The sequence below is a fragment of the Croceibacterium soli genome (assembly GCF_009828065.1).
Lineage (GTDB): Bacteria > Pseudomonadota > Alphaproteobacteria > Sphingomonadales > Sphingomonadaceae > Croceibacterium_B > Croceibacterium_B soli.
Map to the genome: position 1 here is coordinate 223,192 of NZ_WTYK01000004.1, position 21,408 is coordinate 244,599.

20 protein-coding genes are annotated in these 21,408 nt (G+C 67.6%); 7 read left to right on the top strand and 13 right to left on the bottom strand.

Going from position 1 to position 21,408, the window contains the following annotated elements:
• Positions 1-662: 662 nt before the first annotated feature.
• Both GRI75_RS08755 and clpB read right to left on the bottom strand, forming a co-directional pair.
• Positions 663-1,589, bottom strand: a complete 927-nt coding sequence (locus GRI75_RS08755; protein ID WP_160746583.1) for a PAS domain-containing protein — start codon at positions 1,587-1,589, stop codon at positions 663-665.
• Between the two features lie 173 nt (positions 1,590-1,762).
• Positions 1,763-4,342, bottom strand: coding sequence for an ATP-dependent chaperone ClpB (gene clpB, locus GRI75_RS08760; RefSeq protein ID WP_160746584.1), 2,580 nt, complete (start codon positions 4,340-4,342; stop codon positions 1,763-1,765).
• Positions 4,343-4,548: 206 nt separating this feature from the next.
• Here clpB and GRI75_RS08765 point away from each other — a divergent pair, with 206 nt between their 5' ends.
• Together GRI75_RS08765 and GRI75_RS08770 are read left to right on the top strand one after the other, a co-directional pair.
• A complete protein-coding gene (locus GRI75_RS08765; protein ID WP_160746585.1) occupies positions 4,549-7,395 on the top strand; it encodes a M16 family metallopeptidase in 2,847 nt (948 codons plus the stop codon).
• 34 nt (positions 7,396-7,429) lie between these two features.
• Positions 7,430-7,654 (top strand): hypothetical protein, encoded by a 225-nt coding sequence (locus tag GRI75_RS08770; protein ID WP_160746586.1) that lies wholly within the window; start codon positions 7,430-7,432, stop codon positions 7,652-7,654.
• Positions 7,655-8,161: 507 nt separating this feature from the next.
• Here the strand turns inward: GRI75_RS08770 and GRI75_RS08775 are convergent.
• The 9 genes from GRI75_RS08775 to rpsU form a co-directional block, all read right to left on the bottom strand.
• On the bottom strand, positions 8,162-8,620 hold the full coding sequence (locus GRI75_RS08775; protein ID WP_160746587.1) for a tRNA (cytidine(34)-2'-O)-methyltransferase: 459 nt from the start codon (positions 8,618-8,620) through the stop codon (positions 8,162-8,164).
• A 35-nt stretch (positions 8,621-8,655) separates the two neighbouring features.
• A complete protein-coding gene (locus GRI75_RS08780; protein ID WP_160746588.1) occupies positions 8,656-9,129 on the bottom strand; it encodes a nuclear transport factor 2 family protein in 474 nt (157 codons plus the stop codon).
• Positions 9,130-9,198: 69 nt separating this feature from the next.
• On the bottom strand, positions 9,199-9,564 hold the full coding sequence (locus GRI75_RS08785; protein ID WP_160746589.1) for a VOC family protein: 366 nt from the start codon (positions 9,562-9,564) through the stop codon (positions 9,199-9,201).
• A 22-nt stretch (positions 9,565-9,586) separates the two neighbouring features.
• Complete coding sequence (gene gatB / locus GRI75_RS08790) at positions 9,587-11,080, bottom strand: Asp-tRNA(Asn)/Glu-tRNA(Gln) amidotransferase subunit GatB (RefSeq protein WP_160746590.1); 1,494 nt, start codon at positions 11,078-11,080, stop codon at positions 9,587-9,589.
• A 120-nt stretch (positions 11,081-11,200) separates the two neighbouring features.
• Positions 11,201-12,685, bottom strand: coding sequence for an Asp-tRNA(Asn)/Glu-tRNA(Gln) amidotransferase subunit GatA (gene gatA, locus GRI75_RS08795; protein ID WP_160746591.1), 1,485 nt, complete (start codon positions 12,683-12,685; stop codon positions 11,201-11,203).
• Positions 12,686-12,934: 249 nt separating this feature from the next.
• Positions 12,935-13,237 carry an Asp-tRNA(Asn)/Glu-tRNA(Gln) amidotransferase subunit GatC gene (gene gatC, locus GRI75_RS08800; protein ID WP_160746592.1) on the bottom strand — a complete coding sequence of 101 codons (303 nt, stop codon included), beginning with the start codon at positions 13,235-13,237 and terminating at the stop codon, positions 12,935-12,937.
• A gap of 41 nt (positions 13,238-13,278) precedes the next feature.
• Positions 13,279-14,949, bottom strand: a complete 1,671-nt coding sequence (locus GRI75_RS08805; RefSeq protein ID WP_160746593.1) for a DUF4153 domain-containing protein — start codon at positions 14,947-14,949, stop codon at positions 13,279-13,281.
• Positions 14,950-15,066: 117 nt separating this feature from the next.
• On the bottom strand, positions 15,067-15,678 hold the full coding sequence (locus tag GRI75_RS08810; RefSeq protein WP_160746594.1) for an FKBP-type peptidyl-prolyl cis-trans isomerase: 612 nt from the start codon (positions 15,676-15,678) through the stop codon (positions 15,067-15,069).
• Positions 15,679-15,812: 134 nt separating this feature from the next.
• Positions 15,813-16,019 carry a 30S ribosomal protein S21 gene (rpsU, locus tag GRI75_RS08815; RefSeq protein ID WP_160746595.1) on the bottom strand — a complete coding sequence of 69 codons (207 nt, stop codon included), beginning with the start codon at positions 16,017-16,019 and terminating at the stop codon, positions 15,813-15,815.
• Positions 16,020-16,347: 328 nt separating this feature from the next.
• Between rpsU and crcB the strand changes: the two genes are divergently transcribed.
• From crcB to GRI75_RS08840, 5 genes are read left to right on the top strand one after another with little or no spacing between them, the layout of a single operon-like run.
• Positions 16,348-16,737 carry a fluoride efflux transporter CrcB gene (crcB, locus tag GRI75_RS08820; RefSeq protein ID WP_235911424.1) on the top strand — a complete coding sequence of 130 codons (390 nt, stop codon included), beginning with the start codon at positions 16,348-16,350 and terminating at the stop codon, positions 16,735-16,737.
• Positions 16,734-17,912, top strand: a complete 1,179-nt coding sequence (locus GRI75_RS08825; RefSeq protein ID WP_160746597.1) for an RluA family pseudouridine synthase — start codon at positions 16,734-16,736, stop codon at positions 17,910-17,912. Before crcB ends, GRI75_RS08825 begins: the two co-directional genes overlap by 4 nt.
• A 16-nt stretch (positions 17,913-17,928) precedes the next feature.
• Positions 17,929-18,585, top strand: a complete 657-nt coding sequence (locus GRI75_RS08830; protein WP_160746598.1) for an HAD-IA family hydrolase — start codon at positions 17,929-17,931, stop codon at positions 18,583-18,585.
• A complete protein-coding gene (locus tag GRI75_RS08835; protein ID WP_160746599.1) occupies positions 18,578-18,799 on the top strand; it encodes a hypothetical protein in 222 nt (73 codons plus the stop codon). The genes GRI75_RS08830 and GRI75_RS08835 overlap by 8 nt, the downstream gene beginning before the upstream one ends.
• Entirely contained in the window at positions 18,796-19,494 is a 699-nt protein-coding gene (locus tag GRI75_RS08840) for an ATP12 family chaperone protein (protein WP_160746600.1), read from the top strand. Before GRI75_RS08835 ends, GRI75_RS08840 begins: the two co-directional genes overlap by 4 nt.
• A gap of 361 nt (positions 19,495-19,855) precedes the next feature.
• On the opposite strand, the gene GRI75_RS08845 is transcribed toward GRI75_RS08840, so the two are convergent.
• Both GRI75_RS08845 and GRI75_RS08850 read right to left on the bottom strand, forming a co-directional pair.
• Positions 19,856-20,443, bottom strand: coding sequence for an ABC-type transport auxiliary lipoprotein family protein (locus GRI75_RS08845; protein ID WP_160746601.1), 588 nt, complete (start codon positions 20,441-20,443; stop codon positions 19,856-19,858).
• 20 nt (positions 20,444-20,463) lie between these two features.
• The gene (locus GRI75_RS08850) at positions 20,464-21,402 is read right to left on the bottom strand and encodes an MlaD family protein (protein ID WP_160746602.1); all 939 of its coding nucleotides are present in this window, start codon (positions 21,400-21,402) and stop codon (positions 20,464-20,466) included.
• Positions 21,403-21,408: the final 6 nt, after the last annotated feature.

The window sequence follows — 21,408 nt, forward strand, 5'->3', positions numbered from 1 at the left end:
TCGTTTTAGCATCCATCCATCGGCAGGCACAGGTTGCTGGGAGGCTCACAAGCGGTTCCGTTTCGCCCGCAACCGGGCTCCGCCCCAGGCGGCCCGATGGGCCCTGAAACAAGTTCAGGGTGACGGGAGGAGGTGTCGGGCGGTTGGTGTGAGGGCTCGTCAAACGAGGGATTTCTCAACGTCCCTCAATCCGTCACGCTGAACTGGTTTCAGCATCCATCTCTCGGCAGGCACAGGTTGCTGGGAGGCTCACAAGCGGCGCCGCTTCGCCCGCAACCGGGCTCCGACCCTGGCGGCCCAATGGGCCCTGAAACAAGTTCAGGGTGACGAGGGGGTGTGTCGGGCGGTCAGTGAGGGCTCGTCAAACGAGAAGTCTCGCACACCGCCCGCTCAAACCCGTCATGCTGAACTCGTTTCAGCATCCATTTCTCGGCAGGCACGGGTTGCTGGGAGGCTCACAAGCGGAGCCGCTTCGCCCGCAACAGGGCTCCGCCCCTGGCGGCCCGATGGGCCCTGAAACAAGTTCAGGGTGACGGAAGGGGGGCATGGGCGGTCGTGAGAGCTCAGCAAACGAGGCGTCCCGCATCTCTCATTCGTCATGCTGAACTCAGCATCCATCTCGCCACCTGCACAGGTGGCCGGCGCAGGTGCTCACGGCCCCTTTAGCCGATCCGCGCGAAGCGGAGTTCGGCGGTGAGCCCCTTCTCCTGCCAGTCGATCTCGAACTCGCCCTGGCGGGCGGCCAGGACGCGCCGCATGAGCTGCATGCCCTGGCCGTTCTCGCGGGAGATCGCCTGTACCGTTCGGTCGGACTGTTCGCTCCAGGTAATCCGCAGCACGGCGCCGTCGTGTTCGCCGCTGACGACGATCTCGCCATTGGCGCCGAGCGCGCCGTGCTTGGCGGAGTTTACGCAGAGCTCGCCCAGCACCATGGCCAGCGCATCGACGGCCGCCTGCTCCAGCTCGATGTCGGGGATCGCGCCGAAGCGCAGCGTGCAGGTGGGAGTCGCATAAGGCGAGACGATGGCCTTCAGCAGCTCCGGCAAACGGGAGTGCGCGCCGCCGTTCTGTTGCAGCGTCTGCGCCGCCGCCAGGGAGCCCAGCCGCGTGCGCATCTCGCTCGTGAAGCGCTCCTTCTCCGGATCGCCCTTGGCGAAAGCCGACATCAATATTCCGGCCATGCTGTAGGCGTTGCGCAGGCGGTGGCTCATCTCGGCCGCTACGGCGTCGGCCGCTTCCCGCGCCAGCATGAGTTCGGTGATGTCCCGCGAGATGGAGATGAAGCCGCCGAGTTCGCCGCCGGTGTCGAACGAGCGGAGGGTCACGTCCCACCACTTGATCGTGCCTTTCGCCGTCGGACATGGCGCCTGGAAGCGGACCGTTGCACCGGACTTCGCGTCCGCCAGTCCGGACGTGATGAGGTGCCGGCTTTCCTCGGGCCAGAGGCGCGCCCACTCCTGCCCCAGGATCGCGCAGAAGTCGTCGATCTCCATGGCGCACTGGCCGTTGCGGTTCATGTAGGTCAGGCAGCCGTCGGCGCCGAGGATCTTGATGCAGTCGGGGCTCTGATCGAGGATCGCCAGGAGCATCTCGGAGGAGGCCGGGGCGAGGGCGGTCTCAGGCGATAAATCAAGAACTTGCATGGCGAGTAAGTGGTAACCGCGTCGGCCTTTTCAACGCGGCCCCGGTGGATTTGCGACAAGACGCAGCGGAGCGCCGTCCCCGGTCCTGCACCGGAGACGGCACTCCGCAGTTAGCGGCCTCAGGTCACGCGGATCTGCAGTTCCCCGTCGCCCTCGTCGACGTGCACCGTGCTGCCGTCCGGGACTTCGCCGGCCAGCAGCTTTTCGGCCAGCGGGTCCTGCACGTAACGCTGCACCGCCCGCTTGAGCGGACGAGCGCCGTAGACCGGGTCGTAGCCGACGCGGCCGAGCCAGCGGCGGGCGGCGTCGGTCAGGTCGAGCGCGATCTTGCGGTCCTCCAGGAGCTTCTGCACGCGGGCAACCTGGAGATCGACGATCGGCGCCATGTGCTCCTGGCTGAGGCGGTGGAACAGGATGATCTCGTCCAGCCGGTTGAGGAACTCCGGCCGGAAGTGCCCACGCACCACGTCCATCACCTGCGGCTCTACATCGGCGACCGTTTGGTCGTCGGTGATGTTCGACAGGAACTGGCTGCCGAGGTTGCTGGTGAGGATGATCAGCGTGTTCGAGAAATCCACCTGGCGGCCCTGTCCATCGGTCAGGCGCCCGTCGTCGAGCACCTGGAGAAGGACATTGAACACGTCGGAATGGGCTTTCTCCACCTCGTCGAACAGTACGACCTGATAGGGCCGCCTGCGAACAGCTTCGGTCAGGACACCGCCCTCCTCATAGCCGACGTAGCCCGGGGGCGCGCCGATCAAGCGAGCGACGGCATGCTTTTCCATGAACTCGGACATGTCGATGCGGACCATCGCGTTGTCGTCGTCGAACAGGAAGCCGGCGAGCGCCTTGGTCAGCTCGGTCTTGCCGACGCCGGTCGGGCCGAGGAACAGGAAGCTGCCGAGCGGGCGGTTTGGATCCTGCAGGCCCGCGCGCGCGCGGCGCACGGCCTTGGAGACGGCGGTGACCGCCTGGTCCTGGCCGATCACGCGCTTGCCGATCGCCGCTTCCATGTTGAGCAGCTTCTCGCGCTCGCCTTCGAGCATCTTCTCGATCGGGATGCCGGTCCAGCGGCTGACGATCGAAGCGATGTCGTCGTCGGTCACTTCCTCACGCAGGAGCGCGTTCTCGGCCTGGCCCTCGGCTTCGGCGAGCCGTTTCTCCAGCTCCGGGATGCGGCCGTAGGACAGCTCGCCGGCCTTGGCGAGATCGCCCGCGCGCTGCGCCTGCTCGAGCTCGATCCGCGCCTGGTCGAGCTCTTCCTTGACCTTCGCCTCCGCATGGATCTTGTCGCGTTCGTTCTGCCAGCGGGTGGTCAGCTCGCTCGACTGCTGCTCCAGATTGCCGAGTTCCTCGCGGATCGCCGCGAGCCGGTCCTTGCTCGCCTGGTCGCTTTCCTTGACGAGAGCGGATTCCTCGATCTTGAGCTGGATGATGCGCCGGTCGAGCGCCTCGATCTCCTCGGGCTTGCTCTCCACTTCCATGCGGATGCGGCTGGCCGCCTCGTCCATCAGGTCGATGGCTTTGTCGGGCAGGAAGCGGTCGGCGATGTAGCGGTGCGAGAGCTGCGCGGCGGCGACGATCGCGCCGTCGGTGATGCGCACGCCGTGGTGCAGCTCGTACTTCTCCTTGAGGCCGCGGAGGATCGAGATGGTGTCCTCCACCGTCGGTTCGTTGACGAACACCGGCTGGAAGCGGCGCTGCAGAGCGGCGTCTTTCTCGACGTACTTCTGGTATTCGTCGAGCGTCGTCGCGCCGATGCAGTGGAGTTCGCCGCGCGCGAGCGCAGGCTTGAGCAGGTTGGAGGCGTCCATCGAGCCTTCCGAGGCGCCCGCGCCGATCAGCGTGTGCATCTCGTCCACGAACAGGATGATCTCGCCTTCGGCGCCCTTGACCTCGTCGAGCACGGCCTTGAGCCGTTCCTCGAACTCGCCGCGGTACTTCGCGCCGGCGATCAGCGCGCCCATGTCGAGGCCCATCAGGCGGCGGTCCTTGAGGCTGTCGGGCACGTCGCCGTTGGCGATGCGCAAGGCGAGGCCTTCAGCGATCGCGGTCTTGCCGGTGCCGGGCTCGCCGATCAGGACCGGGTTGTTCTTGGTCCGGCGGGCGAGGATCTGGATCGTGCGGCGGATCTCCTCGTCGCGGCCGATGACCGGATCGAGCTTGCCGTCGCGCGCCGCCTGCGTGAGATCGCGGGCGTATTTCTTCATCGCGTCGTAGGCGTTTTCCGCGCCGGCGGAATCCGCCGTGCGCCCGCCGCGAAGCGCGTTGATCGCCTCGTTAAGCGCCTCGGGCGTGACGTTCGCGGCTTTCAGCGCCTGCCCGGCGGCGGTCGTCTTCGCCAGTGCAAGGGCCAGCAGCAGCCGCTCGACGGTGACATAGCTGTCGCCGGCCTTCTCGGCGACCTGCTCGGCCTGGTCGAGCACCCGCACCGCATCGTTGTCGAGCCCCGGGGTCGCCTGCGCGCCCGAGCCGGAGACCGCGGGCACTTTCGCCAGCGCCTTGTCGATCTCCTCGACCGCCAGGCTGGCATTGCCGCCGGCGCGCTGGATCAGGCCGGCGGCCATGCCCTCCTTGTCCTCGAGCAGCGCCTTCAGCAGGTGCTCGGGGCTGATGCGCTGATGGTTCATGCGAATGGCGACGGTCTGCGCCGATTGCAGGAAGCCCTTGGCCCGGTCGGTGAACTTTTCGAGATTCATTCCAAATGCCCCTGAATTCGTCAGTCGCCGACTAGATGGTGTGACACTTCCGCAACACAAGAGACCCGGTTCGCCGCACCGCGCTTGATTGCCCACGCCGGGGGGACGCTCGTCAAGGCCAATGCGCCGTTGGTCGAAAGTGTCCCCGAGCGCGAACGGCCGTGCTAGGTGGTTTCACACGAATCCAGATTGCTGACGGGACATCCATGCGCCGCTTCTTCACCGCCGCCGCCCTGCCCTTGGCCCTGCTTGCTTCCTCCGTCACGGCGCAGGACACGCCGCGTCCGGCCGCCGAGGCCGCGCCTCTTGCGGAGCTGGTGCAGGAAGTCGAGATCCCGTTCGAGACCTTCACGCTTCCCAATGGCCTCACCACGATCGTCCACACCGACCGCAAGGCGCCGCTCGTGGGGGTGACGATCTACTACCGCGTCGGATCGAAGCACGAGCCGCGCGGCCGCACCGGGTTCGCCCATTTGTTCGAGCACCTGATGTTCGGCGGCAGCGAGAATGTCGAAAACTTCGACATACCACTGGAGGCGGCAGGGTCGACCAGCACCAACGGTTCGACCTGGTACGACCGCACCAACTATGTCGAGACAGTGCCGACAGGCGCGCTCGACCTGGCGCTGTTCATGGAAAGCGATCGGATGGGCTACCTGCTCGGCGCGGTGACGCAGGACAAGCTCGATAAGCAGCGCAGCGTCGTGCAGAACGAGAAGCGCCAGGGCGACAACCAGCCTTACGGCCTCGTCGAGTACAAGCTGTCCGACGGGCTGCTGCCGGTCGGCCATCCCTATCGCCACTCCACGATCGGCTCGATGGCGGACCTTGAAGCGGCCAGCTTGGCCGACGTGCGCCAGTGGTTCACCGACAACTATGCCCCGAACAACGTCGTCCTGGCGCTCGCGGGCGATATCGACGCGGCCACGGCGCGGCCGATCGTCCAGCACTGGTTCGGCGAGATCCCGGCCGGGCCGGAAGTGCGCAAAGTCGCTGCCGAGCCCGTCACCCTGGCCGCCCCGGTGCGTGAAGAGATGACCGACCAGGTGCCGGTGACGCGGGTGATCCGCGCCTGGACCGGGCCGGAGCTGACTTCGCCGGATGCGGTTCCGCTGGCGGTTGGCCTGCATGTGCTCGGCGGCCTCGCCAGCTCGCGGCTCGACAACGTGCTGGTGCGCGGAGAGCAGCTCGCCGTCTCCGTCACCGCCGGCGCGCAGCAGCACGAGCAGATCAACTTCCTGCAGGCGCAGATGGACGTGAAGCCCGGCGTCGACCGGGCAGTGGCCGAGAAGCGCTTCGACGAAGTGATCGCCGAGCTGGTGGCTGAGGGTCCGACTGAGGACGAGGTTACCCGCGCGGCCACGCAGTTCGTCTCCTCCCAAATCGGCGCGCTGGAGGAAGTCGGCGGCTTCTCCGGCAAAGGCGCGACACTGGCCGAAGGGCTGCTCTATGCCGGCAATCCGGCGCACTACAAGGCGGAGCTGGAGCGGCTCGCCGCTCTCACCCCGGCGCAAGTGCGCGAGGCGCTGCAGCGCTGGCTGGGCCGCCCGTCCTACACCCTTGCGGTCATCCCCGGCGAGCGGACCGAGGACGGCGCCCTGATGGGCGGCTGGGGCGACGAAGGCACCGTGCCTCCGCCCGAACCCGACCCCAAGATCCCGGTCGAGGTCACCCGCACGGCCTCGCCGCGGCAGGCGCCGCCGGTCGCGCCGGTGGCGGAGCTGACCTTCCCGGCGGTCGAGCACGCAAGGCTCTCCAACGGCATCGAAGTGGCGCTGGCGCGGCGCACGGCCGTTCCCAAGGTCAGCCTCGCCCTGACATTCGACGCCGGCACGGCAGCCGACGGGGCTGCGCGAGCGGGCACGCAGTCGCTGATGATGGAGCTGCTCAAGGAAGGCACTACCAGCCGCAGCGCGCTTGAGATCGCGGTGGAGGAGGAACGGCTCGGCGCCTCGATCGGCACCGGAACCACGACGGATTCGAGCACCGTCACGATGACCGCGCTAGCCGCCAATCTCGTGCCCTCGCTGGAACTGATGGCCGATATCGCGCGCAACCCGGCGTTCGATCCGGCCGAAGTGGCGCGGGTCAAGGACCAGCGGCTCGCCGCGATCGCGCAGGAGCAGGCCGACCCTCGGGGCCTGGCGAGCCGCGCCGTCGGGCCGCTGGTCTATGGCGAGGCCCATCCTTACGGCTCGGTCGGCGCAAGCGGGAAGCCGGCGGTGATCCAGGCGCTCACGCCCGAGAGGCTGGCGGGCGAGCACCGCAAGTGGCTGCGGCCGGACACTGCGCGCTTCACCGTCGTCGGCGACGTGACTATGGCCGAGCTGCTGCCAGCGCTGGAGCGGACGTTCGCCGATTGGACCCCGCCGGCCGAGCCGAAGCCGGTCAAGAACCTGACCGTGCCGACGCCGCAGCCTGCGCGCAAGCTGGTGGTGATCGACCGCCCGAACTCGCCGCAAAGCGTGCTGCTGCTCGCCCGCGTCCTGCCGCTGACCGGCACGCAGCAGGGGCGGGAAGCGCTCGATCTCGCCAACGAGGTCATCGGCTCCGGTTTCCTCTCGCGGCTCAACATGCAGCTGCGCGAGGAGAAGGGCTGGACTTACGGCATCAGCAGCTCGCTCTCCGGCGTCGTCGGCCCGCGCCGGCTGAGCGTGTTCACCCCGGTGCAGAGCGACCGCACGGCGGACTCCATCCGCCTGATCCTGGAGCAGATGGAGGCCTTCGCCGCGGGCGGGCAACGTGTGAACGAGACCGAGCTGCAGCGCGTCACCGACGGCAACATCCGCGCCTTGCCCAACAGCTTCCAGACCAACGGCCAGGTGCTCGGCGCCCTGATGACGAACCAGCTCCTCGGCCGGCCGGACGACTACCAGTCGCGCCTGCCGGAGATCTACCGCGCGATCGACGCGCAGGCGATCGACAGTGCGGCAGGGCAGTATCTCTCGCCCGAGAACCTGGCGATCATCGTCGTCGGCGACCGCAAGCAGATCGACGAGCAGCTCGAGACGCTCGATATGCCGATCGAATACCTGAGCGCCGAGGAGCTGTAAGGGAGCCGCAGTGCCGCTCGGGCGTTGACCCGCCATGACCGAGCAGAAACCCACCACCCAGCGCGACATGGACCCCGATGGCAAGAAGGGCCTTGGCAAGAGCCAGGAGGGCCACTTCCCGGCCAGCGAAAGCGATCGTTCGACCCCGACCGACGAGCAGGACACGCACCTCCCGGCGAGCGAGAGCGACGACCTCAAGTCCTCGGACGCGGAGGAACGCATCATCCAGCGCGGCCTGACGCGCCTGCCGCCGGGGTAAAGTCCTTGCAGGGGAAGGTATGTCGCAAATCAATCCTGCGTGCTCTGCGCGTGCGGCGGGATGGATCCTGAAACAAGTTCAGGATGACGGGGTTGGGGGGCCTGCTCTCACCCCCTCCCCAGCAACCATCGTCACCCTGAACTTGTTTCAGGGTCCATGTAGCAGCCACACACAGAAGCCACCGGGTCCGTGCGCGAGCTCTGATCCTCACCGGGTGAGGAGGTGTGCAGGTCGCAGGTTTTGGCATGCGAAGGCGCAATGGCGCGAAGGGAGCTTCGGCTCTAAGCGGCCTCGATTGGCTCACACGAAGGCACGAAGGCGTTGCGCCTGAGAGCGCAGAAGCGCGAGGCCTTCGCGCCTTAGCGTCTTTGCGTGAGATTGGATCCTCCCCTGGAAGGGGAGGTGGCAGCCCGCAGGGCTGACGGAGGGGTGTCACGCTATCCGGTACGGGGACACCCCTCCACCACCCGCTACGCGGGCGGTCCCCCTCCCCTTGCAGGGGAGGATTTACCCGAACTTCCCGCGCATCGCCTGATAGGCGGCCGCCGTCACAGCGTTCGCCAGGTTGAGCGAGCGGATCTTGTCCGAGCGCATCGGTAGGTGGAAGAGGCGGTCGGTAAGCGGCTCGGTGATCGCTCTTGGCAGGCCTTTGGTCTCGCGCCCGAACACCAGATAAGCATCGTTGGGATATTCGGGCTCGTAGAAGGAACGTTCGGCATATTCCTCGAACAGGAATAGCTGTTCGCGGCGAGGGGCTCGGTCGGCGATGAAGTGGGCCCAGCTATCGAACTGCGCCAGCCGCACGTGCTGCCAGTAGTCGAGGCCGGAGCGGCGCACGGCTTTGTCCGACAGGTCGAAGCCCAGCGGGCGGATCAGCACCAGCTCGAGGTCCAGCGCCACGCACGTGCGGCCGACCGCGCCGGTGTTGTGCGGGATTTCGGGATGGACCAGGACGATCGCCGGCATTGCGTTCACCCGTTCCGCGCCAGCCGTGGCGCGACCTAGAGCCCCAGCTCCGACAATCCGGCGTGATCCTGCGGCCGGGGGCCTTGCGGCCAGTGGAACAGGCGGTCGCCCTCGGCGATCGGCAGGTCGTTGATGCTGGCGATGCGCAGGCGCATGAAGCCGTGCTCGTCGAACTCCCAGTTCTCGTTGCCGTAGGACCGGAACCAATTGCCGCCCTCGTCGCGCCATTCGTAGGCGAAGCGCACCGCGATGCGGTTGCCGGTGAAGGCCCAGAGCTCCTTGATCAGCCGGTAGTCGAGTTCGCGCGACCACTTGCGGGTGAGGAACTCGGCGATCTCCTCCCGCCCCTGGAGAAACTCGGCGCGGTTCCGCCAGCGGCTATCGGGCGAATAGGCGAGCGCCACCTTCTGCGGGTCTCGGCCGTTCCAGGCATCCTCCGCCGTGCGGACCTTCTGCGCGGCGGTCTCGGCGGTAAACGGCGGCAGGGGCAGACGCGGGGCTTCGCTCATGGTGTGATCCAGTCTTCTGTTTCAACGATACGGTGACGGTCTGCGTGCCTTTGCGCGCGCTTGAGGGCCTCAGCGGCTTTCCGCCGAAGGCTCCCACAACTCTATCGGGTTCCCCTCCGGGTCGTGGATCCGGCAGAAGCGCCCGACTTCGGAGTCCCACTCGGCGCGTGTCTCAACCGAAATCCCGGATGCTTTGAGATCTGCCATCATCGCGTCGAGATCCTCGACGCGGAAATTCATGAGCCATTGCTGCTCGGCCCGTCCGAAATAGTCCGTGTCCTGCGCGAACGGAGCGAGCACAGTCGGCCCCGCCTGCTGGCGCCACACCGTATGGGAGATGTCGTCCACCCCCAGATGCGTCTCGTACCAGGCGGCGAGCGCGGCAGGGTCACGCGATCGAAAAAAGAAGCCCCCGATCCCCGTAACCTTGCCCATCGCTTCTCTCCGGTAGCGCAGCCTAGCCGAGCTTCGCCTTCAGCACTTCGTTGACGACCTGCGGGTTGGCCTTGCCCTGCATCGCCTTCATCGTCTGACCGACGAAGAAGCCGAACAGCGCCTCCTTGCCGGCTTTGTACTGCTCGACCTTGTCGCCGTTCGCGGCCAGGACCGCGTCGACCGCGGCTTCGATAGCTCCGCTGTCGCTCTGCTGGGTGAGGCCCTCGCGCTCGACGATCGCGGCGGCGTTGTCGCCGGTCTCGAACATGGTTTCGAGCACCTGCTTGCCGATCGTGGCGGAGATCGTGCCCTTGCCAATCAGGGCGAGGAGTTCGGCCGCCTGGGCATGGCTGACCGGGCTGTCCTCCAGCGAGCGCCCGACTTTGTTGAGCGCGCCGAAGAACTCCGAGATCAGCCAGTTCGCCGCCTGCTTGGCGACGTGCGCCTCCGCCTTGCCTTGAGCTGCGGCGGTTTCCGCCAGCAGGGCTTCGAACCAGCGCGCAGTGTCGACTTCCGCGGTCAGCACGCCGGCGTTGTAGGCGGAGAGCCCGAGAACCTCGATGTAGCGCTTGCGCTTTGCATCGGGCAGCTCGGGCAGGCTGGCGCGGCATTCCTCCAGAAAGGCATCGTCCAGCTCCAGCGGCAGCAGGTCGGGATCGGGGAAGTACCGATAGTCGTGCGCTTCTTCCTTGGAGCGCATCGAGCGGGTCGTGCCGGTGCCGGGATCGAACAGGCGGGTTTCCTGCACGATTGTGCCGCCTTCCTCGAGAACGTCGACCTGGCGCCGCGCCTCGTGCTCGATGGCGGCCATCACGAAGCGGACCGAGTTGACGTTCTTGGTCTCGGTGCGCGTGCCGAGTTCGCCGCCGGGCTTGCGCACCGAGACGTTGACGTCGGCCCGCATGGAGCCTTCTTCCATGTTGCCGTCGCACGATCCGACATAGCGCAGGATCGAGCGCAGCTTGCGGACGTAAGCCCCGGCTTCCGCCGGCGAGCGCATGTCCGGGCGGCTGACGATCTCCATCAGCGCCACGCCCGAGCGGTTGAGATCGACGTAGCTCATCGTCGGGTGCTGGTCGTGCATCAGCTTGCCGGCGTCCTGCTCGACATGGATGCGCTCGATGCCGATGATCTTGGTCTGGTCCGGGTTCTTCTCGTCGGGGCTGATCTCGAGCTGCCCTTCGCCCACCAGCGGGTGGTAGAGCTGGCTGATCTGGTAGCCCTGCGGCAAGTCGGCGTAGAAGTAGTTCTTCCGGTCGAACCGGCTCCACTTGTTGATCTGCGCCTCGATCGCCATCCCGGTACGCACCGCCTGGCGGATGCACTCGCGGTTCGGCACCGGCAGCATGCCCGGCATTGCCGCATCGACCAGGCTGACGTTGGCGTTCGGCTCCGAGCCAAACTCGGTCGATGCGCCGGAGAACAGCTTCGCGTTGCTGGTGACCTGCGCGTGGACCTCGAGGCCGATCACGACCTCCCATTCGCCGGTGGTGCCGTGGATGCGGTAGCTACTCATCTTCAATCAGCTTTCCGTTTTCGTCGAAGCGCGCCTCGCCGTGCGGGATCCTCTTCGAGATATATCGGGCAAATACAAAGGTCAGCAGGAGCGCCCCAATGATGGCTAGCCCCCACCCGGTCACCACCACTTCTCCGGCTGAGCCGTGAACCCGGCGCGCTGCTCGATGGCAAGGCCGGCGTTGAGCACGCCCTGCTCGTCGAACGCCTTGCCAATGATCTGCAGCCCGAGCGGCAGGCCGGCGGAACTGAGCCCGGCGGGCACGCTCATGGCCGGCAGGCCGGCCAGGCTGGCGGGCACGGCGAACACGTCGTTGAGGTACATGGAGATTGGATCGTCGACCTTCTCGCCCAGCGCGAACGCGGCCGAAGGCGCGGTCGGGGCGAGGATCACGTCGCATTCCTCGAACGCCTTCTCGAAGTCGTTGCGGATCAGGGTGCGGACCTTCATCGCCTGGGTGTAGTAGGCGTCGTAGAAGCCGGCCGAGAGCACGTAAGTGCCGATCAGGATGCGGCGCTTGACCTCGTCACCGAAGCCGGCGGCGCGGGTCGCGGCATACATGTCCTGCAGGTTGGCGCCTTGGGGCAGATCGCGCAGGCCGTAGCGCACGCCGTCATAGCGGGCGAGGTTGCTGGAGGCTTCGGCGGGGGCGATGATGTAATAGGCCGGCAGCGCGTACTTGGTGTGCGGCAGGCTGATCTCGACCACTTCGGCGCCGGCATCCTTCAGCCAGGCCACGCCGTCGTCCCACGACCTGGCGATCTCCGCGTCCATGCCGTCCATGCGGTACTCGCGCGGAATGCCGACTTTCTTGCCCCTGAGGTCGCTGTCCAGCGATCCGGCCCAGTCGGGCACCGGCAGGTCGAGGCTGGTCGAATCCTTCGGGTCGAACCCGGCCATTGCGCCGAGCATGATCGCGCAGTCGGTGACGTCGCGCGCCATCGGGCCGGCCTGATCGAGACTGGAGGCGAAAGCGACGATGCCCCAGCGGCTGCAGCGCCCGTAAGTCGGCTTGATCCCGGTGATGCCCGTGAACGCCGCCGGCTGGCGGATCGAGCCGCCGGTGTCGGTACCTGTGGCCGCCGGGCACAGCCGCGCCGCGACCGCCGCCGAGCTGCCGCCCGAGGAGCCGCCCGGGGCGAGCGGAGCGTTGCCGCCGTCGTTGCGCCGCCAGGGCGAGATCACGTTGCTGAAGTACGACGTCTCGTTGGACGAGCCCATCGCGAACTGGTCCATGTTGAGCTTGCCGAGCATCCCGGCGCCCGCGTCCCACAGCTTCTGCGAAACGGTGCTCTCATACTCGGGCACAAAGCTTTCGAGAATGTGGCTGGCCGCGGTAGTCTGCACGCCGCGCGTGGCGAACAGGTCCTTCATGCCGATCGGCACCCCGGCCATGCTGCCCAGCGGCTTGCCCGCCGCGCGGTCTGCGTCGACCTTCTCGGCCGCCTCGATCGCCTTTTCCGGCGTGGCGATGACGAACGCGTTGAGGTCGGCCGCAGCAGCGACGTTGGCGTTGAACGCCTCGGCCACTTCGCGCGCGGTGAAATCTCCGGCGGCGACGCCGTCGCGGATGGCGCGAACGCCCAAATTCGTGAGTTCGGTCATGACAAAGTCCGTTCGCCCTGAGCCTGTCGAAGGGCAGATGCGCGGCGCGGGCGGGCTTCGACAAGCTCAGCCCGAACGGGGAAGGGGGTGGTGCTCATGGTCATAAACCGTCACCCTGAACTTGTTTCAGGGTCCATTCCGCCCCGGGCGCAGAGGCCGGTGTTGTGGCTCCGCGTCTTTTGTTGGGGATCCCGGAACACGCGCCGCTGCGCGGCTGTCCGGGATGACCGAATGAAAAGCTGCGCTTGTTCATTCGATCACCTTCGGCACTGCAAAGAACCCGTGTTCCGCCAGCGGCGCGTTGGCCAGCACCTTCTCGCGGACGTTCCCGCCGGTCAGCGGGTCAGCATCGACCACGTCGTCGCGCAAGCGCAAGGCTTGCGGGATCACCGCGGTCATCGGCTCGACGCCCGAAGTATCGACCTCGCCGAGCTGCTCGACGAAAGCGATGATGTTGTTGAACTCCGGCACCATGCGGTCGAGTTCTTCCTCGTCCATCTTGATGCGCGCCAGGCTGGCGATCTTCGCCACTGTTTTACGGTCTACCGACATGTCCGCGCCCTAGCGGGGCGCGCGGGCGGCATCAAGCGCGCTCACTCGCTGCCGAGCGGTGGACCGACCTTGCGGCCGTCGACGAAGATGTAGCGTTCCGGAACGGTACGGATCTCCACCCGGCTCGACGGGCCGAAACCCGCGGGCGCTGCCGGAGCGACTTCCGGCTCTTGCGTGCCTGCCGGCAGAGCCACGCGCGAGTAGCGCCCGCTCTCCACCAGGGCGACCTCGCGCCGGCCTTTCGCGTCGGCGCCGAGATCGAGCGCCACGCAGAACTCCTGGCACACGTAGGCATTGGCCCGCAGGTAATCGACGACCATGCGCCGCAGCTCGGGATCGTCCGGCTGCACCCGCAGCTCGAGCTCGTCGGCGGAGCGGAAGTCCCTGCCCCGGCCGAAGCCATATGTGCGCTGGGACTGCTTCGCGGCGAGCTCGGCGAGCTCCGCGATACGGGGATTGCCGCTGCGCTGGAGCCGCGCCAGGGCCTGCCTGCCGGTGTCGCCAAAGTCCCACCGCAGCGCGGCGTAGTCGAAGTCCTCCGGGCTGACCGCGCCGCTTTCCAGTCGGGCGATCTGGTTGCGGGCGGAGATCGCGCCGAAATCGAGGATCGGCAGCGCCAGCAGCAGGGCGACGCCGGAGATCAGCACCGCAAGGTAGAGGTTCGCGCGCCGCAGCCCCTCTCGCCACGTGCCGCGTTTCAAGCCGCGCACGAGGGCCACGAACCAGGCGAGGCCGTAGGCACAGGCCACCGATATCGCCGCGAGGCCCCAGAGCCGCTCGGGGCTGAGGCCGTGCTGGGCGACGCGCGTGCCGAGCGAAACCGCGGCGAACACCGTGAGCGGGAGGATCGCCAGCGCCAGCGCGAAAGCCGCCCCGCGCAGCACGCGGTTGCCGCTCATCTCCCCGTCCGAATCGCGCAGGATGGCGTTCGCCAGCACCCAGGCTCCGGCGGCGCAGGCCAGCAGCACCGGGGTGGCGCTGCGGGTCGCCTGCCACAGGACCTCCGGCCCGGAGACGATCATTGCCACGAGGAACAGCGCCAGCCCCAGCGCCAACGGCACGGCCAGGATCGACAGCACCAGCGTGACCACCGCCTGCAGCGTGCCGAGCACCTTCACCTGGTTGCGCAAGGTCCCGAGCGCCGCGCCGAACGCCACGCCGGAGTATGTCCAGCCGAACCACTCCTCGCCCATCGCCTCGCGCAGCAGGTCGATCTTGAGCAGATGGAACAGCTCGGACATGAGCACGAGCAGGAGCCAGGCCGCGCCGGTGAAGGCGAGTGCGCCTGCGGCGCAGATCGCATCGGTCCAGACGTGGTAATGAACCCGGGCGTAAGGCGTGGCGAAGCGGGTGCGGTGGAATCCGGCCTGGAACAGCGGCAGCGCCAGCGCGGTGGCGATAACCCCGGCGGCGAAGCCATACTCCTCGTCGGCATAGCGGTCGCCCGCAGCGGTCGCGCGCCAGGCTAGCCCCGCCATGACCAGGCCGGCGATCAGCGCGAAGGAGAGCGGCTCCTTCCAGCGGTCACGCTCGGCGGTGAAGGCGGCGGCGATGCTGCCGAAGAAGACGAAAGCTGTGCCCGCCATTCGCCAGGGGGAATGGTTGGCCCCGTCGGACAGCAGCCACACCAGCAACCCGGCAAGGCCCAAGGCGCCGGCCAGGAGCCACGGCCGCAGCGGCCAGTCGGATTGATTGCTCTCGCTCACGTCCATGTCGGCTCCCCCGGGGCTAGAGGGTGCCGATATGCACGCAAAGCGCGCCGGAAGCATGAGCAAGTTGTGAGGAATGCCTGAGAAGCGTCGCCGCTCCTCAGGATCCCTGGCTCGGGCTTACTGTCCCGGCTGTTGCGGCGCCGGCGCTCCGCCGGGAGCACCCGGCGCGCCACCGGGTGCGCCGTTCGCGCCCTGCTGCATCTGCATCATCTGCTGGATCGCCTGGACGCGGCGCTCGAAGTCCTGCCGGCTCATGAAGTCGACCAGTTCGACTTCGAACGTCAGGTCGCTGTTCGGCGGGATGACCTGCTCCCCGGTCTGCGGGTTGGCGCTGCCTTCGGCGCCGTACGCCTTGTCTGCCGGGATCTCGAAGCGGTACTTGCCGCCCTTCTTCATCTGCAGGGCCGCCTCGGTGAAGCCGGGGATCATGCCTTCCAGCGGCAGCGGCGTGCCGGCCGGGAAGATGCCTTCCACCGGCAGCGGAATGTCCTGCGACTGGTCGAACACCGTGCCGTCGTCCAGCTTCCCGGTGTAGCGGACGAACACCACGTCGCTGGCGCCCGGGCTGGCGCCGGTTCCGGCGGTCAATTCTTCCACCGAAACCCCGCGCGGGATTGTGAACCATGCCAGCGCCAAGGCAGCGGCGAGAGCGACCGCGATGCCGAGCCAGAGCTTGGTCAGCGATCCCTTGCGGATCGGCTGGATCGGGACGCGAGTGACTTCGGCCATGGTCGTTTCCTGCAAAGCAAAAGGGCGCGGAGATCGAACCCCGCGCCCCTTTGGCTTATGGCTAGATGCCGTTCAAGCGATTAGCGTATCGCTGCGCCGGCAGCGTCCCGGACTGAAGCCCGTGGCGACGCAGCTTACTTGCCGCCGTCGCGCTCTGCCCGCTTGCGCTCCAGCTTCCGCGCGCGGCGGATGGCTGCTGCCTTCTCACGGGCGCGGCGCTCGCTCGGCTTCTCGTAGTGGCGACGCAGCTTCATCTCGCGATAAACACCCTCGCGCTGCAGCTTCTTCTTGAGCGCACGCAGGGCCTGCTCGACATTGTTATCGCGAACCATGATCTGCATAAAACTAAGCTACCTCTTGTCTCGTCAACCGGCAGAGCCCGCGAGCGATCGGCGCGGGGATGCACCCAATACCAATGAAAAATGCGCCGAATCCGTTCCGGACCGGCAAGAACGAGGGCGCGGATAGGCGAATCGGGCGGGAAAGGCAAGGATTTCACGAGTTCGTCGTCCCTAACCTGATCCGGGACCGCTGGATGCCTGGTGCAACCGTCCAGCGCATTACCCAGCGGCCAGCGGTCCCGGATCAAGTCCGGGACGACGACCGGGATCAAGTCTTCCATGTCCGCCCCGTCGCGTCTACATGCCCGGAATGAGCCTCCCCTCCCCCATGATAGCCACAACCTCCGTCGCGCTGGGCGGCGCGATCGGGGCGGTCCTTCGCCACCAGATGGGGCGCGGGATGACTCACTGGCTGGGGGTGAAGGCGGTCACGACCTTTCCCTGGGCTACGCTCGCGGTCAACGTCAGCGGCAGCCTTGCGATGGGCCTGCTCGCGGGGTTCCTGGCTCGCCAAGGGCAAGGCGCCGACCATTGGCGGCTGTTCCTTGGCGTCGGCCTGCTCGGCGGCTTCACCACGTTCTCCAGCTTCAGCCTGGAGATGGTCATGCTGATCGAGCGGGGCCAGGCGCTGCAGGCCGTGACTTATGCGCTGATTTCGGTACTCGCCGGGCTGAGCGCCTTGTACATCGGCCTCATCGTGATGCGGATCGCGGCATGACCTCCTTCGACAAGGCTCAGGACGGGCTTCGACAAGCTCAGGGTGATCGGGAGGTCCGCCAATTCACCGTCGACAAGGACGACGACGGCGTCCGCCTAGACCGCTGGTTCAAGCGCCACTTGCCGCAAGTGAGCTTCGGCATGGTCTCCAAGTGGGCGCGCACCGGGCAGGTGCGGATCGACGGCAAGCGCGCCAAGCCGGAAGACCGGCTCGCGGCCGGGCAGGTCGTGCGCGTGCCGCCGGGCGGCGAGGCGACCAAGAAAAAGGCGCGGGTCGTCAAGCCGCTGACCGACGAGCAGCTCGACCAGGCCGAGGCGATGCTGATCGAGCGGACCGATTCCGCGCTCGTGCTCAACAAGCCGCCGGGTCTCGCCACGCAGGGGGGCACCAAGACCCATTCCCACGTCGACGGCCTGCTGGATGCCTTCGCCGGCGAGGACGAGCCGCGCCCGCGCCTGGTCCACCGGCTGGACAAGGACACCAGCGGCGTCCTGCTCGTCGCCCGCACGCCCGGCAGCGCGGCGTTCTTCTCCAAGCGCTTCTCCGGCCGCAGCGCCAAGAAGGTCTACTGGGCCCTGGTGGTCGGCGTGCCCGACGTTGCGGAAGGCACGATCGAAGCGCCGATCGGCAAGCAGCCGGGTACCGGCGGCGAGAAGATGCATGTCGACGAGGAGAACGGCCAGCCGGCCAAGACCAAGTACCGCATGATCGACCGCGCCGGCAATCGCGCCGCCTGGCTGGAGCTGGAGCCGCTCACCGGGCGCACCCACCAGCTCCGCGTCCACTGCGCGGCGATGGGCCACCCGATCGTCGGCGACGGCAAGTACGGCGGGCAGGAGGCCTTCCTCACCGGATCGGTCAGCCGCAAGATGCACCTCCACGCGCGGCGGCTGATCATCGACGCGCCGAAGAGCAAAGGCGGCAGCGGCAAGCTGGATGTCACGGCCGAACTGCCGGAGCATTTCGCCGCCACCATGGAGCAACTCGGCTTCGACATCACCATGAGCGACGCCGAACCGGAACGCGGCCCGCCCCCGCCCGACCGGGCGCAGAAGAAGCAGGCCGCGCGCCAGCACGCCAAGCAGGTCCGCAAAGGCCGCCGGGGCGAACGCCGCTCCCGCGCCGAAGGCGGCGCCCGCACCGGAAAGCCGCCGAAGCCCACCGGAAAGCGCTGATGCGGAGCTTCGCGGGATGAGCGTGCGTCTTGCCGTGTTCGATTGCGACGGGACGCTGAGCGACGGCCAAGCCGGCGTGTGCGACGCGATGGAGATTGCCTTTGCGGCAGCGGGCCTCGGCGCGCCGGACCGGCACCGGGTTCGCCGTACCGTGGGCCTGAGCCTGCCGGTCGCGATCCGGCAGATCGTGCCGGAATTGCCGGAGCACCAGCAATCGGCGGCGGTCGATGCCTACAAGGAGGCGTTTCGCCGCTCGCGGGTGGAGGGGACGCTGAGCGAGCCGCTTTACGACGGGATCGCCGAACTGCTCGGGCGGCTGAAAGCCCGCGGATGGGTGCTCGGCGTCGCCACGGGAAAGAGCGACCGGGGGCTGAAGAGCTGCCTCGTCACCCATGGCATCTTCGATCTTTTCGCCACTCTGCAGACGGCCGACCGGCATCCTTCCAAGCCCGATCCTTCGATGTTGGAGATGGCGATGGAGGAAGCCGGCGCCGCTCCGGCGGACACGGTCATGATCGGGGACACCGCGTACGACATGGCGATGGCCCGCGCCGCCGGCTGCCGGGCGATCGGCGTCGCCTGGGGTTATCACACCACAGCGGAACTGCTCGATTCCGGGGCCGACGCCGTGGCCGCGACGCCGATCGAGCTGGAGGAGCTGCTCCATGGTTGAGCCCGTGAGCGACACAACCGCGCGCAACCGCTGGCTGGTGATCGTGTTCGCGCGGCTGGCTGGCGTCGCAATGGTGGTCGTCGGCCTGCTCGGTACGCAAGGCCGGATCGAGATGCCGTTGCCGGCCGCCTATGCCCTGCTGGCGGTCGGGCTCGCCGATGTCTTCCTCGTGCCGACTTTCCTGGCGCGCAGATGGCGCAGCCCCGACCGATGAAGCGCTTCTATCGAGAAGTCTCGGTCGGCGAGGCGGCGAGCGGCTTCCAGGTGCTTCTCGACGGCAGGCCGCTGCGCACGCAAAGCGGCGGGGCGCAAGCCGTGCCCAGCCGGGCCCTGGCGGAGGCGCTGGCGGAGGAATGGCGCGCGCAAGGCGACGAGATCGACCCGAAGAGCTTCGTCCTGCGCGACCTGGCCGACTACGCGATCGACCGCATCGCACCGGACCGCGCGGCAGCGGCCGCCCGCATGCTGCCGTTCGCGGAAACCGACACTCTTTGCTACCGCGCCGATCCGGACGAGCCGCTGTTCCGCCGCCAGCAGGAACTGTGGGAGCCGCTGCTGCAGGCCGCCGAAGCGCGCCACGCGATCCGCCTGGAGCGGGTCAGCGGCATCATACACCGCGCGCAGCCGCCCGAGACCCTGGCGCGGCTGCGAGAGCTGATCGAGAACCTCGACCCGTTCACCCTCGCCGCGCTGGAAACGCTCGCCTCGCTCACCGCCTCATTGACGGTTGCACTGGCGGCGCTGGAGGAAGGCTCGGATCCCGATGCGCTGTTTGCCGCCGCCAATTGCGAGCAGGACTGGCAGGCCGAACTGTGGGGCTGGGACGCGGATGCCGAGGCGGACCGCACTCTGCGGCTTGAGACTTTCCGGCAGGCAGTGCGCTTCGCGCGGCTGGCACGGCAGGGCTGAACGGCGCGCTCCCCGCGCCAGGCTCAGGTCGCCAGGCACCAGAGAAACTCGTCATGCTGAACTCGTTTCAGCAACCATTTCTCCGCCGGCACAGGTGGTTCCTGGGGGCACAACCCGGCCACGCCCCCACTCCACCGCACTATCCGCACAGGCGGCTCGATGGACCCTGAAACAAGTTCAGGGTGACGAGAAAGGGCGATGTACGAGCGGGCGACAGCTTGCGCTGACGGAGCAGCGCGTCCTTCGACATGCTCAGGACGAACGGCTGTTCTGCTCAGGGTCCGCCACTGATGCGATACCCCTTCTCCGTTCGCCCTGAGCTTGTCGAAGGGCTAGCGACCTGCGTCGCCGCTTCAGCCTGTCAGCCGACCCACTCCGCGACCTGGTCGGCCACGTCGTTGGCCGCCCGGTTGAGCGCCGCGCCGACGGCCACCGGCTCGGCGGCGATGCCTGTCACTTCGCTCTCGAAGCGCCGGGTGAGGATCTGGCGTTCGCCGGTCTGCAGCACCGCGTCGAAGCGGACGACGGCCGACCCGCGCGAAGCGTCGTAGTCCATTGCCGAGAGCGTGCCGGAAAGCTTGGTCGCGGCGGCATATTCGAGATCGGTGCCGCTGACGACGAGGCGGCTGCCCTTGGCGCGAATGGTGTCGGCCAGCAGGCGCCCGAACAGCCGCGCGGGCTTCTCCACCCATTCGGCGTCCTTGAGGTAGGCCAGGTTGCTGCCGTCGACCAGCACCGGCACGCGCGTGACGTTGAGCTTCTGCGGCGTCTGCAGGTCGAGGATCGCCACTGCCGCGTCGATGTTCCCGCTGGCGGCGCTGCCGGCCGGAGCCGGATTGTTCGGCGTGAGGTTCAGCAATTGCTCCGGCGGCTCGGCCCCGAGGCTGATGCAGCCCGTAAGCGCCAATGCCGCGGCCATCGCGGTGACCGCTGCGGCTTTCCTGATCATGCCTTGCATCCCCTGTCGCCTCACGGTTCGTAATCCGGCAGCTTCTGGCCCTTGAGCAGGCCGCCCGCGCCGCCCGACCCGACCGACTCCGTGACTTCGCGCAAGGACGTTGTCGTCCGGCGCAAGTCGCGCAGCGCCGCTTCGGCCGCCGGCAGCGTGCTTTCCGAGAACTCGCGCGCCGCCGGGCGGACGTCGTTCATTGCCGCTTCCATCGAAGCTGCGGCGCGGCGTGTCGAAGCCAGCGTCTCGCGCAGCTCCTGCGCAATCGAGGCGCCTTCCCTGTTGAGAAGCTGGTCCGTCGTCCCGAGCGTCTGCTCGAACGCATTAAGCGTCTCGGTGGCCTGCGCCAGCGTCAGCTCCAGCTCCGTCAGCACGCCCTCGACTCGCGGCGAGGCATCGGCGAGCCCTGCGGTGAGCCGCTCCGTATTGGCGAAGATGCCTTCGATCGAGCGCTGGTTGCGCGGGCTCAGGACCTCGGTCAGCCGCTCCGTCAGGTTGGAAAGGTTCTCGAGCAGCTGCGGCGCGCTCGCGAGGATCGCGCCGAGGCCGCCTGCCTTGGGCGGGATTTCCGGCACGCCGTTGCGCCCGATCCTGACGATCGGGGGCTGCCCGGCGCGTGCACCGTCGAGCTGGATCGTCGAAACGCCGGTGAAGGAGCCGAGCACCGTGGCGGTCGTCCCCTGCAGGATCGGCACCTCGTTCTTAACGCTGATGCGCACCTGCACGAACTGCGGGTCCTTCGCCCACAGGTTCATCTCGTCGACTTTGCCCACGGGGACGCCGGCGAATGTGACCTGGCTGCCGATGGTCAGGCCCTCGACCGCCTGCGGGAAGAAGATGTCGTACTGCTTGCGGTCGGAGCTGCCGAAACCGACGATCCACACAATGGCCGCGGCCAGCGCGGCCAGCAGCATCAGCGTAATCGCGCCGACCCAAACATAGTTCGCCCGTGTTTCCATCCGCTT